12 protein-coding genes are annotated in these 16,659 nt (G+C 66.6%); 8 read left to right on the top strand and 4 right to left on the bottom strand.

Features of this window, described 5'->3' with window-relative positions:
* Window positions 1-43: 43 nt before the first annotated feature.
* Window positions 44-1,687, top strand: a complete 1,644-nt coding sequence (locus tag N415_RS01740; RefSeq protein WP_068176517.1) for an AMP-binding protein — start codon at window positions 44-46, stop codon at window positions 1,685-1,687.
* Here the strand turns inward: N415_RS01740 and N415_RS01745 are convergent.
* Both N415_RS01745 and N415_RS01750 read right to left on the bottom strand, forming a co-directional pair.
* Window positions 1,684-2,700: an acyl-ACP desaturase gene (locus tag N415_RS01745; RefSeq protein ID WP_068176520.1), complete on the bottom strand. Its 1,017-nt coding sequence runs from the start codon at window positions 2,698-2,700 to the stop codon at window positions 1,684-1,686. The genes N415_RS01740 and N415_RS01745 overlap by 4 nt on opposite strands.
* 170 nt (window positions 2,701-2,870) lie before the next feature.
* Window positions 2,871-4,223: a salicylate synthase gene (locus tag N415_RS01750; RefSeq protein ID WP_068176522.1), complete on the bottom strand. Its 1,353-nt coding sequence runs from the start codon at window positions 4,221-4,223 to the stop codon at window positions 2,871-2,873.
* Window positions 4,224-4,600: 377 nt separating this feature from the next.
* Between N415_RS01750 and N415_RS01755 the strand changes: the two genes are divergently transcribed.
* From N415_RS01755 to N415_RS01765, 3 genes are all read left to right on the top strand, one after another.
* Window positions 4,601-5,839: a sodium-dependent bicarbonate transport family permease gene (locus N415_RS01755; protein WP_068176525.1), complete on the top strand. Its 1,239-nt coding sequence runs from the start codon at window positions 4,601-4,603 to the stop codon at window positions 5,837-5,839.
* 232 nt (window positions 5,840-6,071) lie between these two features.
* Window positions 6,072-7,316, top strand: coding sequence for a sodium-dependent bicarbonate transport family permease (locus tag N415_RS01760; protein ID WP_068176529.1), 1,245 nt, complete (start codon window positions 6,072-6,074; stop codon window positions 7,314-7,316).
* A 427-nt stretch (window positions 7,317-7,743) separates the two neighbouring features.
* A complete protein-coding gene (locus N415_RS01765; RefSeq protein WP_193376378.1) occupies window positions 7,744-9,588 on the top strand; it encodes a SulP family inorganic anion transporter in 1,845 nt (614 codons plus the stop codon).
* A 10-nt stretch (window positions 9,589-9,598) separates the two neighbouring features.
* On the opposite strand, the gene hemW is transcribed toward N415_RS01765, so the two are convergent.
* A complete protein-coding gene (gene hemW / locus N415_RS01770) occupies window positions 9,599-10,771 on the bottom strand; it encodes a radical SAM family heme chaperone HemW (protein ID WP_068176626.1) in 1,173 nt (390 codons plus the stop codon).
* Window positions 10,772-11,195: 424 nt separating this feature from the next.
* Between hemW and N415_RS01775 the strand changes: the two genes are divergently transcribed.
* The 3 genes from N415_RS01775 to N415_RS01785 are packed head-to-tail and all read left to right on the top strand — an operon-like array spanning window position 11,196 to window position 14,325.
* The gene (locus N415_RS01775; RefSeq protein WP_068176534.1) at window positions 11,196-12,875 is read left to right on the top strand and encodes a nitrite/sulfite reductase; all 1,680 of its coding nucleotides are present in this window, start codon (window positions 11,196-11,198) and stop codon (window positions 12,873-12,875) included.
* Window positions 12,872-13,615 carry a phosphoadenylyl-sulfate reductase gene (locus N415_RS01780; protein ID WP_068176538.1) on the top strand — a complete coding sequence of 248 codons (744 nt, stop codon included), beginning with the start codon at window positions 12,872-12,874 and terminating at the stop codon, window positions 13,613-13,615. The genes N415_RS01775 and N415_RS01780 overlap by 4 nt, the downstream gene beginning before the upstream one ends.
* Window positions 13,594-14,325, top strand: coding sequence for a sirohydrochlorin chelatase (locus N415_RS01785; RefSeq protein ID WP_081665020.1), 732 nt, complete (start codon window positions 13,594-13,596; stop codon window positions 14,323-14,325). Before N415_RS01780 ends, N415_RS01785 begins: the two co-directional genes overlap by 22 nt.
* An 11-nt stretch (window positions 14,326-14,336) precedes the next feature.
* Here N415_RS01785 and N415_RS31820 read toward each other — a convergent pair whose 3' ends face one another.
* Window positions 14,337-14,501: a hypothetical protein gene (locus N415_RS31820; protein ID WP_161630265.1), complete on the bottom strand. Its 165-nt coding sequence runs from the start codon at window positions 14,499-14,501 to the stop codon at window positions 14,337-14,339.
* Window positions 14,502-14,699: 198 nt separating this feature from the next.
* Here N415_RS31820 and N415_RS01795 point away from each other — a divergent pair, with 198 nt between their 5' ends.
* Complete coding sequence (locus tag N415_RS01795; protein ID WP_068176548.1) at window positions 14,700-16,658, top strand: gamma-glutamyltransferase family protein; 1,959 nt, start codon at window positions 14,700-14,702, stop codon at window positions 16,656-16,658.
* Window position 16,659: the final 1 nt, after the last annotated feature.

A 16,659-nucleotide genomic window follows, 5' to 3' on the forward strand; every position in this document is an offset into this window, starting at 1 on the left:
TCCGTGGCGCCGCCGCTACCACCCCCCGAGCCCGAGGAGACCGATGGTCCCGAACCCCACGCGACCTTCGGCGGGCCTAGAGGGATTCGTGCCGTTCCCGGCCGACCGGGCCGCGTCGTATCGCGCGGCGGGCTACTGGACGGGACGCGCCCTGGACACGATCCTCACCGACGCGGCGCGCCGCTGGCCGAACCGGACCGCGGTCGTCGACGCAGGGGCCGACGCCGTATACACCTACGCGGAACTCGACGAGCGGGTCACCCGCGCGGCAACCGGGCTGCGCGCGCTGGGCGTGGCGCCCGGCGACCGGGTCCTGCTCCAGCTGCCGAACGGCCGCGAATTCGCCGCGGCGCTGTTCGGGCTGCTGCGGGCCGGCGCGATCCCGGTGATGTGCCTTCCCGCTCACCGGGCCGCCGAATTGGGCCACTTCGCCGCCGTCAGCGAGGCGACAGCCCTCGTGATAGCCGATGCCGCAAGCGGTTTCGACTACCCCGCGATGGCGGGCGAGCTCGTCGATGCGCACCCGGCGCTCAGGCATGTGATCGTCGACGGCGACCCCGGGAAGTTCACGGGGTGGACGCAACTGTGCGAACAAGGCAACGTCCACTTGCCGGCCCCGCCGGCCGACCCGGCAATGCCTGCGCTGCTGCTGGTTTCGGGCGGCACCACGGGCACCCCCAAGCTGATCCCCCGCACCCACGACGACTACGTGTTCAACGCGACGGCCAGCGCCGAGGTCTGCCGGCTGACGGCGGACGACGTCTATCTCTCGGTGCTGCCCGCGGGCCACAACTTCCCGCTGGCCTGTCCCGGCCTGCTGGGCGCGATGTCGGTCGGCGCCACGACGGTGTTCGACGCCGATCCCAGCCCGGAGGCCGCCTTTGCCGCGATCGCGCGCCACTGCGTGACCGTGACGGCCCTGGTGCCGGCCCTGGCCAGGCTGTGGGCCGAGGCCTGTGAATGGGAGCCGGTGACTCCGAAGTCGTTGCGGCTCTTGCAGATTGGCGGAGCGAGGCTGGAGCCGACGGACGCCCGCCTGGTGCGCGCCACGCTGACACCGGGCGTGCAGCAGGTGTTCGGGATGGCCGAGGGGCTGCTCTGCTACACCCGGCCGGACGATCCCCCGGAAGTCGTCGAGAACACCCAGGGCCGTCCGCTGTGTGCGGCCGACGAGTTGCGCATCGTCGACGGGGCCGGCCGGCCGGTGGCGCCCGGTGAGGAGGGCGAGCTGCTGGTGCGCGGGCCGTACACGCTCAACGGCTACTTCCGCGCCGAACGCGACAACGAGCGCTGCTTCGATCCCGACGGCTTCTACCGCAGCGGTGATGTCGTCCGCCGCAGGGACGACGGCTACCTGGTGGTCACCGGCCGGATCAAGGACGTCATCTGTCGCGCCGGCGAGACGATCGCGGCGGCCGAACTCGAAGAGCACATGCTGAGCCATCCCGCGATCCGTTCGGCTGCGGCGGTTGCGTTGCCCGACCCGTACCTGGGCGAAAAGATCTGCGCGGCGGTTGTTTTCGACCGGGACCAGTTGACCCTCGCCGAGCTCAACGCCCACCTCGACGGGCGTGGCGTCGCCGCCCACACCCGGCCCGACGTGCTGGTCGCGCTGGCGGCGCTGCCCACGACGCCGATCGGCAAGATCGACAAGAAGGCGATCGTGCGGTCAATCGACAACGGCTAGCGTCCGCTAAGCGTCAGCGTCCCTTCGGTTTTGAGGACCTTGTTGGCGGTGATCCGTTCGGTCTTGCGGGCTTCCCGCTCGAGGTAGCGCTGCTTGGATTCGTCGAATTTGTCGCTGGCCACTTCGAGTTCCTTGATCAGCACCCCGAGATCGTCGCGCATCCGGGCCGCCTCGCCGGTGAAGTCATCGCGCTCGAAGATGCGCCATTTCTTCAATACCGGCATGACCACCTCGTCGAGATGGATGCGCGGGTCGTAGACGCCGCCGACCGCGATGATCACGGCCTTGCGCCGAAACTCCGGCACGGTGAACCCGGGCATCTTGAAGTTGCGCAGGATCCGGTGCACCGAGCGCATCGCCTGGTTGGGCGCGATGTCCAGACCGGCGGCACTGACGTCCCGGTAGAAGATCATGTGCAGGTTCTCGTCGTGCGACACCTGGGCCATCAGCTGTTCCGCGATGGTGTCGCCGGCGATTTTGCCCGTGTTGCGGTGTGCGACGCGGGTGGCCAACTCCTGAAACGACACATACATCACCGAGTCGAACAGGCTGTCAGCGAACATGTCACCCTGGTGGTTCTGGCCGGGGCTGAACCCTCGAGTCATTTGCTCCAACCGGAGCTTCTCCAGCTCTACCGGGTCGACCGCGCGGGTGACCACCAGGTAGTCGCGCAGCGCCGTGCTGTGCCTGTTCTCCTCGGCGGTCCAGCGGTTCACCCACTGTCCCCACGGGCCGTCCATGGTGAAGTTCATCGCGATCTCGCGGTGATAGGACGGCAAATTGTCCTCGGTCAGCAGGTTTTGCACCATCGCGACCTGCGCCACGTCGGACATCCGGCTCTGTCCCGGCTCCCAGTCCTGGCCATCCAGCGCGTAGAAGTTCTTGCCGTCTGACCACGGGATGTAGTCGTGCGGGTTCCACTCCTTGAACAGCGAGAGGTGGCGGTCGAGCAATTTTTCGACCACGGGTTCTAGCTCGCGAAGTAGCTGCAAGTTGGTCAAGCCGTCGGACACGGAGCCCTCCCAGTTATGTGTTGCGATCAGTAACACTGAATTTAGTGTGTCATGCAGTTACACAAAGATGACACGCCGGGAAAAGGCGAAATAGGGCCAAAGGTCCCATGGCGGGGAGAGCCGCGACACACCGAGGAAGGGGGCCGGCCGCGGGAAAGCGGCCTCGGAAGCTAGTGCCGGGGAATCAGGTAAGGCGCGAGCGTGGACAGCTTCTCGCAGGTCTCCTCGAACTCGCGCTCGGGCTCGGACTCTTCGATGATGCCCGCGCCGGCGCGCAACCACGTCTTGCCGTCGCATTCGTAGGCCGCGCGCAGCGTCAGCGCCGCATCCAGGCCGCCGTCGGCCGAAACCATCACCACGGCACCGGAATAGAGGCCGCGGGGTCCTTCGTCGAGCCGCAGGATGGCCTCGACGCCGGCCGCCTTCGGGATGCCGGAGGCCGTGACGGCCGGAAAGAGCGCCTCCAGCGCGTCCATCCGGTCCCTCGACGCGTCCAGGCGGGCGCTGACCGTCGAGCCGAGGTGCTGCACGCTCCCCCGCTCCCGCACGGTCATGAAGTCGCTGACGACCGAGGTCCCCGGCTCGGCGATCTCGGATATCTCCTGCAGCGAGCTGCGTACCGAAATGGCGTGCTCGACAATCTCTTTGGAGTTCGACTCCAATTCGTCGCGGGCCTGGCGATCATGCGCCGCGCCACGACCGAGCGCGCGCGTCCCGGCCAGCGGCTCGGTCACCACCGTCCCGTCGTGTTGAACGGCCGCGACGAGTTCGGGGCTGTAACCCACGGCACGCATGCCGCCGAGCCGCAACAAGAAGGACCGCACCGGTGTGTTGTGCCGGCGGCCCAGCCGGTAGGTGGACGGAAAGTCAAGCGGGAAGGGCACTTCAACGCAGCGCGACAGGATCACCTTGTGGTACTCGCCGTTGGCGATCTCGCGGACGGCCGCCGCCACTCGGGTGCGGTAGCCCGACGGGTCGTCGCTCAAGTCAATGGTGCGGGCGTCCGGCACGCCGGCCATGCCGTCGCTCAACAAGCCGCGCACCGCCTCGGCGTGCGCGACGTCGGCACCGTGCAGGCGAACGCCCTCCTCGCTCACCACGAAGCGGGTGCGGGGCCAAAACAGCCGCGCCAACGGCGTCTGCGGCGCCAGCCGCTGCTGCAGCCCGTAGCGGTAGACGCCGAATTCAAAGGCGACCCAACCGAACAGCTGGTCGGTTTCGAGCAGCAGCCGGTCGATGGCTTCTCCCAGCACGGGCCCGGGCCGTCCGGACCACTGTTGCCGCCGGGTGGTGCCGTCGCGGATCACCCGCAGCTCGTCGCTGTCCAGCTCCACCATCGCCTGCACACCGCTGGCCAGAACCCATTGCCCGTTGCGCTCGTAGAGGAGGTACTCCTCGCCCGAGCGCTCGGGCAGCGCGGCGGCCAGCTGGGCCGCGAGGTCAGCCGGATCGATGCCGGGAATTAAGGGAATCAGCGGTGACGCGGAGCCGGCGGGATTCGTCTCGACGCTGAGCTCGGTCACGGTTAGTAAATGTAGCCTAACCTATGTAAGCCTGCGCAACCCCTCCCCTTGGCCGGCGCGGACCCGTCGGATCGGTCGTCACGCCCCGGCCGAGACACCGCCACGCCCATGCACACAGTCAATCCCCAGAAAAGTCACAGAGGATTCACGCCAAGCCGGCTTTACCTATCCCTACCAGCACCGCTGTGACCTCCGGCTTTGGCGGCATCCGATATTGCGTCACAGCGATGTTAACTGGGGGTTTTTCGGGGGATATCCGAGTGGCGGGCCCCCGACGGCGGGGCTAAATTCTTGCACGATCATCGGGATGTTCGTGGTGGCCCGCTTGCGGACGGTGCTTTTTCCCTGGTCACCGGATCACTGAAGAGAGGCACCCAATGCTGCAGGAGTTTTGGCACAACTTCACCCACAACCTGTTCAAGCCGCTGCTGCTGTTCTTTTACTTCGGATTCCTGATCCCGATCCTCAAGGTGCGGTTCGAGTTCCCGTACGTGATCTACCAGGGCCTGACGATGTACCTGCTGCTGGCCATCGGTTGGCACGGCGGTGAGGAGCTCGCCAAGATCAAGCCCGACGAGATCGGCACCATCACGGGCTTCTTGGTCCTGGGCTTCGTGTTGAACTTCGTGATCGGCGGGTTGGCCTACCTGCTCCTGGGGCGCATGAGTTCGATGCGACGAATCGACAAGGCAACTGTCGCCGGCTATTACGGGTCGGACTCCGCGGGAACGTTCGCCACCTGCGTGGCCGTGCTGACGGCCATCGGCATGGCGTTCAACGCCTACATGCCGGTCATGTTGGCCGTCATGGAGATTCCGGGCTGCCTGGTCGCCCTGTACCTGGTCGCGCGGCTGCGCCACCGCGGGCTGAGCGAAGCCGGTTACATGCCCGACGAGCCCGGCTACGTCGCGCCGGTGAAGGTCGGGATCGGGCCCGGCACCGCAGCACGACCCCCGCACGGCCAGAGCCTCGCGGCCGAGAACGAGCGCGGCGTCGAACAAGAGCTCGAGCTCTCGATGGAAAAGCTGGAGCACCCGAACTGGGAGCCCGATCAAACCCCGGCGTTGGGCAAGCCCAAGCGGATGCCGATCTTCTCGCGCGAGCTGTTGCAGGAGGTGTTCCTCAATCCCGGGCTCGTGCTTCTGATGGGCGGCATCCTCATCGGCCTCATCAGTGGGCTGCAGGGCCAGAAAGTCGTCGCCGACGACGACAAGTTCTTCGTGCTGGCATTCCAAGGCGTGCTGTGCCTTTTCCTGCTCGAGATGGGCATGACGGCGTCGCGCAAGCTGAGGGACCTGCGATCGGCAGGCCCGGGCTTCATCTTCTTCGGGCTGCTTGCCCCGAACATCTTTGCCCCGCTTGGGATCTTGGTCGCTCATAGCTACGCCTACCTCACCCACACCGACTTCAAGCCGGGAACCTACGTGCTGTTCGCGGTGCTGTGTGGCGCGGCCTCTTACATCGCCGTTCCGGCGGTGCAGCGCCTGGCGATCCCCGAGGCCAGCCCCACCCTGCCACTGGCCGCATCGCTGGGTTTGACGTTCTCCTACAACGTCACCATCGGGATCCCGCTCTACATCGAGATCAACCGCCTGGTCGGGCACTGGTTCACCTAAAGGACCAGACGAAGCCCGATGGCTCCCAACGCCATTGGCCGGCGTCGCGTCTAACCCGCTGCGACCGGCGGGACGTTTGTGTCCCCCCGTTACGCGTTGTTAACGATTCGTAAAGACACCTTCACTCCGTTGACTCAAGTCCTGTGAGTCCCCAAGGTACTAATGGTGTTCGTGGACTGCCCGGCGTTGAATGCTGCCTGCGGCACCGCCGTATTGACCCTCGGAGGCGCTAATGCTTCATGAGTTCTGGGATAACTTCACCCATAATCTCTTCAAGCCGCTACTGCTGTTCTTCTACTTCGGCTTCCTGATCCCAATCATGAAGGTGCGGTTCGAGTTTCCGTACGTGATCTATCAGGGCCTCACCATGTACCTGCTGGTGTCGATCGGCTGGCAGGGGGGCGAAGAACTCGCCAAGATCCAGCCGGCCGACATCGACAACATCGCCGGCTTCGCGTTGATGGGCTTCGCATTGAACTTCCTCATCGGAGTTCTGGCGTACGTGGTGCTGAAATACACGACCCGTCTGCGCCAAGTCGACCGCGCGACCGTCGCCGGCTACTACGGTTCCGATTCGGCGGGAACCTTCGCCACCTGCGTGGCGTTTCTGGCGGGCGTGGGCATCGCCTTCAACGCCTACATGCCCGTCCTCTTGGCCATCATGGAGATTCCGGGCTGCCTGGTGGCGCTATACCTGGTGATGCGGCTGCGCCACCGAGGTCTCAACGAATCGGGCTACATGCCCGACGAGCCCGGCTACGTCGCGCCGGTCAAGGTCGGGGTCGGTCCCGGCACCGCCGCGCGGCCCCTGCCGGGCGAGAGCCTCAACGACGAGGGCCAAAAAGGTGTCGAGCAGGAGCTCGAATTCTCGCTGGAGAAGCTGGAGCATCCGAACTGGGAGCCCGACGACAGCCCGGTCCGCGGCAAGGCCAAGCGGATGCCGATTTTCTCGCGCGAGCTCGTGCAGGAGGTGTTCCTCAATCCCGGACTAGTTCTGCTAATCGGCGGCATCATCGTCGGCTTCGTCAGCGCACTGCAGGGACAGAAGGTAGTTCACGATCAGAACGAGCTCTTCGTCGCGGCGTTCCATGGCGTGCTGTGCCTGTTCTTGCTTGAGATGGGCATGACGGCGTCGCGTAAGTTGCGTGACCTCAAGCTCGCCGGCCGCGGTTTCATCGCCTTTGGCCTGCTGGCCCCCAATCTGTTTGCGGCGCTGGGGATCCTGGCCGCCTACGCCTATGCCGACCTCACCGACACCCACTTCCAGCCGGGTACTTACGTGCTGTTCGCGGTGTTGTGCGGCGCGGCGTCGTACATCACGGTCCCTGCGGTGCAGCGGCTGGCGATCCCCGAGGCCAGCCCGACGCTGCCGCTCGCCGCCTCGCTGGGTCTGACGTTTTCCTACCAGGTGACCATCGGAATCCCGCTCTATATCGAGTTCAATCGCCTAGTCGCGCACTGGTTCCCGGGCGTCTGACAAAACGTCGTATCGGAATCCCGCTCGAGATCGAGATCGCCCGCCTGGTCTCGCGCTGGTACTGATCTCCGGAGGGCTAGGAACGGGTTTAGCGCGGGACAGGATCCGCCACCGCGTGAGCGAGCAGCCTGTCTCGCGGGGGTGAGGTGTCTGTGAGCGCCAAACCACACAGGGCCCGATGCGGGCCGACTCAACACCCTGATGACGCCAGGGCGGCCGGAGGTTCGACAACCCAAGGCGGACTGGATGTTTCCGAGATGTTTCCGATCTGGCACAGCGCGCGTCGGTCGTTCGTAAAAGTAATGTCAATTGTTCGTAAAGACCGGTTAACTGAGGCCGTCAGGGATGCCACGGGGAGGAAACTGCATGAGTTCCATATGAATTCGACCCACAAACCGTTCGAGCCGTTGTCGAGAGGGCGCCCACTGTGCTACAAGCCATATCCGGTCCGGCAGCCCCTCCGACCGGAAAGCCCCGCAATGGCCTGGCCGGTCTCAAACACTGGCGCTATGACCTTCGTGCGGGTTTCACGGTGGCGATGATCTCGCTGCCGTTCTCGATGGGAATTGCAATCACCTCGGGTGCGCCGCCGGTCTGCGGGATCATCTCGGCGATCATCGCCGGTTTCATCCTGCCGTTCGTGGGCGGCTCGTACGTGACCATCAGCGGCCCGGCCGCGGGGTTGGCGCCGACCCTGTTCGCCGGCATGATCACCCTCGGACAGGCCCGTCTCGGGCACGGCGCTCCTACATCCGAATTGCTCGCCGTGGGATACCCCCTCGTCCTGGTCGCCATCGCCATCGCGGGCGTGTTCCAGGTGATCCTGGCCAAGTTGAAGGTGGCGCGCCTGAGCGCCATCTTCCCGGCCGCGGCCATCCACGGCATGCTGACGGCGATCGGCCTGATGATCATCGTGAGGCAGATTCCTCACTTCATGGGGGTGAAGTTCGAGGCGCACGAATTCTTGACCGTCCTGGACGAAGTGCCCAGCCATCTCTCGTCGATGAGCGGCAAGTGCTTCGCCCTTGGAGTCGGTTGCGTGGTGGCACTGTTTGTGTTGTCCGCCCTACCCGGGCGGCTGCTGAAGATCATGCCGGCTCCGGTCTGGGTGTTCATCGGCGGCACGGTGGTCAGCACATTTGTCCTGAAGCTCGATAAGTCCAAGCTCATCAACGTGCCCGATTCGCTGTTTCACGGGATCGTCTTCCCCCACTTCGCTGAGGCATTCACCTCTTCCGAACTGCTGCTGCCCCTGGCATACCTGGTTGTCACCCTGCTCTTGATCGACGCGACCGAGTCCCTGGCGACGATCGCGGCCGTGGACAATATCGACCCGTACCGGCGCCGCTCCGATCCGGATAAGACTTTGCTCGCCATGGGCGCGTCCAACGGCGCCTCCAGCCTGCTCGGTGGACTGACGATCATCCCCGGCATGGTCAAGAGCACGGCGAATATCATGGCCGGCGGCCGGACCCAATGGGCGAACTTCTACAACGCCTGCTTCCTGCTGGCGATGGTGCTGCTCGGCCGGCAAGTGATCAACATGGTCCCGAAGGCGGTCCTAGGCGCCATCCTGGTATTCATCGGCTACAAGCTTTGTAAGCCCGCGCTCTGGATCAAGATGGCGCGGATCGGGACGGAGCAGTTCGTCGTCTTCGTCACCACAGTGCTCGTGACCGTGGCGACGGACCTGCTGCTGGGCATCCTCACCGGCATTGTCCTCGAGTTGGTACTGAATCTGTGGTACGTGGGCCTCTGGCACACCCTGAGCAACGGGTCGGAATTCGCCAGGCCGAATTTTGGCGCCCGCTTCCTCAGTCTCTTCCGTAATCCGGTGTCCGAACGGAAGGTCGATGAAGGCACGTACCACCTCTACTTGGACGGTCCCCTGGTGTGTTTCAACCTGTTTCACGTGATTCGGGAGCTGGGGCAGCTCCCGGACGGTACCCGGGCGGTGTATCTCCACTTGAGCTCCCGGGTGCCTCTCGTCGATCACACGACGGGTGAGTCCCTCCGCTATTACTTAGAGGAGTTCAGCGGCGAGGACCAGAGTCCGAGGCTGGTGATCGAGGGATGGGACCACATGCGGCCCCTGTCCAAACACGAGACCAGCACGCGGATCGCCATAGCCGCCGTTGAGAAGGTGGCCGTCACGAATGGCGAGAAGATCGCGTTCACGGATATCGAGAAGATGGCCATCTTGGATATCGACAGCGTGGCCTTCTCCGATCGAGCCGAACAAGAGGTGAGGGTCGCTCAGGCCACGGATTGACGTCCGACGGCTACCCCAACAGCGTGCGCACCACCGCGTCGGCGAGCAGCCGGCCGCGCGGGGTAAGCACCAGGTTGTCGCCCTCGGATACGAGCAACCCGTCCGCGACGGAGGTTTCGGCACGTTCGCGTTCGGCTGCGCCCAACCGATCCAGCGGAAGTCCTTGGCGCAAACGGGTTTTCAGCAACACCTCCTCGGTGTGCAACGCGTCGCCGTCCAGCTGCTCGAAGCCGGCAACCGGCAGTTCGCCGCCGGCCAGCCTCTCCGCGTAGGCGTTGGGATGCTTGACATTCCACCAGCGCGTCGCACCGACATACCCGTGGGCACCCGGTCCTGCGCCCCACCACTGGCCGCCGTCCCAGTAACCGAGGTTGTGCCGGCATTCACCGCCCGGTCGGCACCAGTTGGACACCTCGTACCAGGACAGCCCCGCCGCGGAAAGCCGGGCATCGACCAATTCGTAGCGGTGCGCGAGCACGTCGTTGTCGGGGGCGGGCAACTCGCCGCGCCGGACCCGCCGCGCCAGCGCGGTGCCCTCCTCCACCACCAAGGCGTAGGCGGAGACGTGGTCGACGCCGGTGTCGATCGCGGTGTCGACGGAGCGCAGCAGGTCGTCGTCGGACTCTCCCGGCGTCCCATAGATCAGGTCGAGGCTGACGTGTTCGAAGCCCTCGGCTAGCGCCTCGCGGGCCGCGGCCGCCGAGCGGTTCGGGGTGTGGATCCGGTCGAGGACGCCGAGGACCCGGGGTGACACCGACTGCATGCCGAGCGACACCCGGGTGAACCCGGCGGCGCGAATGGCCGCGAAAAAGTCCGGCCACGCCGACTCCGGGTTGGCCTCGGTGGTGATCTCGGCGTCCGGCGCGAGGGCGAAGTGCTCACGAACCATGTCCAGCAGCTTGGCCACGCGCGCGCCGCCCAGCAGCGAAGGGGTGCCCCCGCCGACGAACACCGTGCTGACGGTCGGTCCGTCCAGCCGGGCGGCCGCCAGCTGCAGCTCCGTTCCCAGTGCCTGCAGCCAGGCGTCCGGGTTGACGCCGCCCAGCTCGGCCGGGGTGTAGGTGTTGAAGTCGCAGTATCCGCAGCGGGTTATGCAGAACGGGACGTGGATGTACAACCCGAACGGCTGCCCGGGGTTCGGCCGCAGGGCGGGGAGGTCAACCGGGGCCTCGGCAATGGGCATGCCGAATTTTCCCACGACAAGAGCTCCCGCCGTCGAGCGAGACGAATCGGCGCAGTTCAGGCCGGGTAAGGCGGGCTCGATCGGGGGGAGCCGATTCCCAGGCGATTCGCGGCTGCGTCTGCCCAAGCGCCCAGGGTCGCGCCCTACTTTGGGTCAGCGTGAGGAAAAATATGACCTGATAGCAAAGCTTGTCGCGGTCCATGGCAGAATGGCTGCCGTGACCGTCGCCAATCGCAGCTTGCGTATCGCCCTCGTGGCTCGGCGGCACATCGATCTCAAGCGCGTATGCAGCTGTTGTTGTTGCTGTCTGCCTTGATGCCGTAGACCCGCCCCACCTGTACTCAGCTGGCTGCCGGATCTGCGCAGCCGAAATAAAAGCGGTGTGCTGCGCGTCCAAGCCTGCGATGTTCGCGAAGGAGACCCGATGACCACAGCCCGTCCGGCCAGGGCCCAAAACAAGGCCCGGAGTGAGGGTCAGTGGGCGCTGGGCGATCGCGAGCCGCTGAATCCCAACGAAGAGATGAAGCAGGCCGGCGCCCCGCTCGACGTGCGCGAACGCATCGAAAACATCTACGCCAAGGACGGATTCGACAGCATCGAGAAGTCCGATCTGCGGGGCCGCTTCCGCTGGTGGGGCCTCTACACCCAGCGCGAGCAGGGCTATGACGGGTCGTTCACCGGCGACGAGAACGCCGATTTGCTCGAGGCCAAGTACTTCATGATGCGGGTCCGCTGCGACGGCGGCGCGCTCTCCACCGCCGCCTTGCGCACAGTGGGCCAGATCTCGACCGAATTTGGCCGGGACACCGCCGACATCTCCGACCGGCAGAACGTGCAGATGCACTGGATCGAGGTGGAAAACGTCCCTGAGATCTGGCGGCGTCTGGCCGAGGTCGGCCTGCAGACCGCCGAGGCGTGCGGGGACTGCCCGCGCGTGATCCTGGGGTCGCCGCTGGCCGGCGAGTCGCTGGACGAGGTGCTCGACCCGAGCTGGGCGATCGACGAGATCGTGCGCCGCTACATCGGCAAGCCCGACTTCGCCGACCTGCCCCGCAAGTACAAGACCGCCATCTCCGGCCTGCAGGACGTCGTGCACGAGATCAACGACATCGCGTTCGTCGGCGTCAACCATCCCGAGCACGGTCCCGGCCTGGATCTGTGGGTGGGCGGCGGCCTGTCGACGAACCCGATGCTGGCCCAGCGGGTCGGCGCCTGGGTTCCACTGGACGAGGTGCCCGAGGTGTGGGCCGCGGTGACCTCGATCTTCCGCGACTACGGCTATCGGCGGCTGCGGGCCAAGGCCCGGCTGAAGTTCCTGATCAAGGACTGGGGCATCGAAAAGTTCCGGGAAGTTCTCGAGACCGAATACCTCAAGCGCCCGCTGATCGACGGCCCCGCCCCCGAGCCGGTCCCGCATCCGATCGATCACGTCGGAGTGCAGCGGCTCAAGAACGGGCTCAACGCCGTCGGGCTCGCCCCGATCGCCGGGCGCGTGTCGGGCACCATCCTCTCGGCGGTGGCCGACCTGGCCGAGCGGGCCGGTTCGGACCGCATCCGGTTCACCCCGTACCAGAAGCTGATCGTCCTCGACGTGCCCGACGAGAAGCTCGACGACCTGATCGCCGGCGCGGAGGCGCTGGGGCTTCAATCGCGCCCGTCGCTTTGGCGCCGAAATCTCATGGCGTGCACGGGGATCGAGTTCTGCAAGCTGTCGTTCGCCGAAACCCGTGGGCGCGCACAGGGTTTGGTGCCCGAGCTGGAGCGTCGGCTGGAGGACCTCAACGCCGCACTGGACGTGCCGATCACGGTCAACATCAACGGTTGCCCGAACTCGTGCGCGCGTATTCAAGTCGCCGACATCGGGTTCAAGGGCCAGATGGTCGACGACGGCCACGGCGGCTCGGTCGAGGGGTTCCAGGTGCACCTGGGCGGCAGCCTCGGCCTGGACAGCGGCTTCGGCCGAAAACTGCGGCAGCACAAGGTCACCAGCGACGAGCTGGGCGACTACATCGAGCGAGTGGTACGCAACTTCATCAAGCACCGAAGCGACGGTGAACGATTCGCACAGTGGGTCGTTCGCGCCGAGGAAGGCGACTTGCGATGATCTCAGAAATGACGAGGCCGACGGAAGCCCAACTGCGCGAGTTGGCTGCCCGCGGCGCCGCCGAACTCGAGGGCGCCAGCGCCACCGAGCTGCTGCGTTGGACCGACGAGAACTTCGGCGGAATCAACGGGCCGCGCGGCTGGGCGACGTGCAACTACGTCGTGGCGTCCAGCATGCAGGAGGCCGTGCTGATCGATCTGGCCGCCAAGGTGCGTCCGGGCGTACCGGTGATGTTCCTGGACACCGGCTACCACTTCGTGGAGACCATCGGTACCCGGGACGCCATCGAATCCGTCTACGACATCCGGGTGGTCAACGTCACGCCCGAGCACACCGTGGCCGAGCAGGACAGGCTGATGGGCAAGGACCTGTTCGCGCGCGACCCGGGCGAGTGCTGCCGGCTGCGGAAGGTCGCGCCGTTGGGCAAGGCGCTGCGCGGTTACTCGGCGTGGGTGACCGGCCTGCGCCGCAGCGACGCACCCACGCGCGCCAACGCCCCGGTGATCAGCTTCGACGAGGGATACAAGCTGGTGAAGATCAACCCGCTGGCCACGTGGACCGACGACGACATGCAGAACTACATCGACGAGAACGACGTGCTGGTCAATCCCCTTGTCTACGAAGGTTATCCGTCGATCGGTTGCGCCCCGTGCACGGCCAAGCCGATCGACGAGGCCGACCCGCGCAGCGGCCGCTGGCAGGGCCATGCCAAGACGGAATGCGGGCTCCACGCGTCGTGAGCACCCTCCTGCTCGTCGCGCACGGGAGCGAGGATCCACGGTCAGCGGCCAACGCGTGGGCCGTCGCCCGCCGGGTGGCGCGCATGCGGCCCGGCCTGGATGTGCGGCTTGCCTTCTGCGAGCTGAACGCACCCAGCCTGGTCGATGTGCTGGGCGACTGCAGGGACGCCGTGGTCACCCCCCTGTTGTTGGCTAACGCCTACCACGCCCGGGTCGACATTCCCCGCCAGATCGCCGGGGCCGGTGCCGATGCGGGCCAAGCCGACGTGCTCGGCGAGGATCCGCGGCTGATCTCGCTGCTGCGCCAGCGGGTGACGGAGTTGGGCGTCTCCCCCCACGACGAGCGGGTCGGCGTGCTCGTGGCGGCGATCGGGTCGTCCGACCCCATCGCCAACGCGCGGACTCGACAGGTGGCACCCCGTCTGCTGATCGGCACGAGCTGGGCGGGTGCGACGACGGCGTTGGTGACCCGTCCGCAACCGTCGCTTGCCGAGGCCGCCGGTCGATTGCGGCGACAGGGCGCCCGACGCGTGGTCATCGCGCCATGGTTCCTGGCGCCGGGACGGCTGCCGGACCGGGTGGGGAGGTTCGCCGACTACGCCGGCCTCGAGTTGGCGGCCCCGTTGGGCGCGCACCCGGCGGTGGCCGAGACGGTGTTGGATCGCTTTGACCAGGCACACAAGGCTCGGACGCGCCGCGTCGCCGCCTGAGCCGCAGGGACCTAGACGTCGGTCAAACCGGACCCCTCACGAAACTGACTCATTAGCTCTGCAAGCTGCTCGTCGGTCAGCTCTGGGTTGAGACGGCGGACTATTGCTTCGATTTGCTCCATCCGCTCGTGCTTCTCGCGGTCGAGCAACCTGTGGTGCGTGTCGTCAGGGGTCACGACGACCTCCTCGTGTAGCGAGCCCCGGCCCCAAACGGCCTGGACAGACCCATCCACTCGATCCCGGATGCCCACGTCCCGCCGAATCGTCTGAACCACGATGACGCTACACCCGTCGGCGGGGCCTCACGGCGAATCGGGTTTTGCTGGCGGGCGGGAGCCCCCGAAACGGGACCAAGCCGCCCGCTCGGGTCCCGTATGCTTCGTGCCTTGAACACCCGCTCGATCGGAGCTTTGCTGGTCACGCTTTTGGTGGTGCTGGCCGGGTGCGGCGACAGGCACGCGGCCACGCCCACCGCGGCGGGTCCGTGCGAGATCGTGCCCAACGGCACGCCCGTTCCGCAAAAGCCTTCGGCGCCTTCGGCTTCGGCGGGCACCGCGGCGAACCCCGAGAACGCGACCGGCTACCGCCGCGACATGACCGTCGTCCGAACGGATCACTATGCCGTGGCCACCGCCAACCCGCTGTCCACCCAGGCGGCGTGCCGGGTGCTGCGCGACGGCGGCACGGCCGCCGACGCGATGGTGGCCTCCCAGGCGGTCCTGGGTTTGGTCGAACCGCAGTCGTCGGGGCTCGGCGGCGGTGGGTTCGCGCTGTATTACGACGCCCGAGCCGGTTCCGTTCAGGCCTACGACGGCCGCGAGACCGCGCCGGCGGCGGCCGGCGAGAACTACCTGCGCTGGATCAGCGACGCCGATCACGCCGCTCCCGTCCCCGACGCGCGAGCCTCCGGACGGTCGATCGGGGTCCCGGGCATCCCGCGAATGCTCGAGCTCGTGCACAACGACCACGGCCACCTGCCCTGGCGTGATCTCTTCGCCCCCGCGACGGCGTTGGCGGACAACGGATTCGACATCAGCCCCCGGATGGCCGCCGCCATCTCCGACTCGGCGGCAGCACTGCGCGTCGACCCCGAAGCCCGCGCATATTTCCTCAACCCGGACGGCAGCCCCAAGGCGGAGGGCACGCGGCTCACGAACCCCGCATACTCAAAAGCCTTGGCCGCCATCGCCTCCGCGGGTGCCAACGCCTTCTATACCGGCGACATCGCGCACGACATCGTCGCGGCGGCGGGCACCTCGGCGGGTCGCACGCCGAGCCTGATGACCAACGAGGATCTGGCGGGCTACGTCGCCAAGAGGCGCGACCCGCTGTGCATGACGTATCGCGGCAGGCAGATATGCGGCATGCCCGCGCCGTCGTCGGGCGGCGTCGCGGTGGCCGCCACGCTGGGGATCCTCGAGCACTTCCCGATGGGCGACTACCCGCCCGCCAACATCGACCTCAACGGCGGTCGCCCGAGCGTGATGGGCGTCCACCTCGTCTCCGAAGCCGAGCGGCTGGCCTACGCCGACCGTGACAAATATATCGCGGACCCCGATTTCGTCGGGATGCCCGGCGGTGCCCTCAGCGCGCTGATCGACCCCGGCTATCTGGCCGGACGCGCCGCGCTGATCTCAACGCAGCGCAGCATGGGCAGCGCCAGGCCCGGAGACTTCGGCGCGTCCACCGGCGTCGCACCGCCGGGGACGGAGCACGGCACCAGCCACGTCAGCATCATCGATTCGTACGGCAACGCGGCCGCGTTCACGACGACCGTCGAGTCGACGTTCGGTTCGTTCCACATGGTCGACGGGTTCGTCCTGAACAACCAGCTCACCGATTTCGCCGCTGATCCCCGGGCGGCCGACGGTTCGCCGGTGGCCAACCGCGTGCAGCCCGGCAAGCGGCCGCGAAGCTCGATGGCGCCGACGCTGGTGTTCGACGCATCACCAAGCGGACAGGGCGCACGGGGGGCGCTGTACGCGGTGGCGGGGTCGCCGGGCGGTTCGACGATCATCCAGTTCGTCGTGAAAACGCTTGTGGCGATGCTTGATTGGGGCCTGGACCCGCAGCAGGCGGTGTCACTGGTCGACTTCGGTGCGCAGAACTCCCCGCAAACGAACGTCGGCGGCGAGGACCCCGAGATCAACGCCTCTGACAACGGCGACCACGACCCGCTGGTGGCCGGCCTGCGCGCGCTGGGACATCAGGTCAACCTGGCCGACCAGTCCAGCGGGCTTTCGGCGATCACCCGCAGCGCTCAGAGCGCCGGGCAGTTGACCGGGGGCGCCGACCCACGCCGCGAGGGTGCGGTCATGGGCGACAACGGATAAC

This window comes from Mycobacterium sp. UM_CSW (genome assembly GCF_000455205.1).
Lineage (GTDB): Bacteria > Actinomycetota > Actinomycetes > Mycobacteriales > Mycobacteriaceae > Mycobacterium.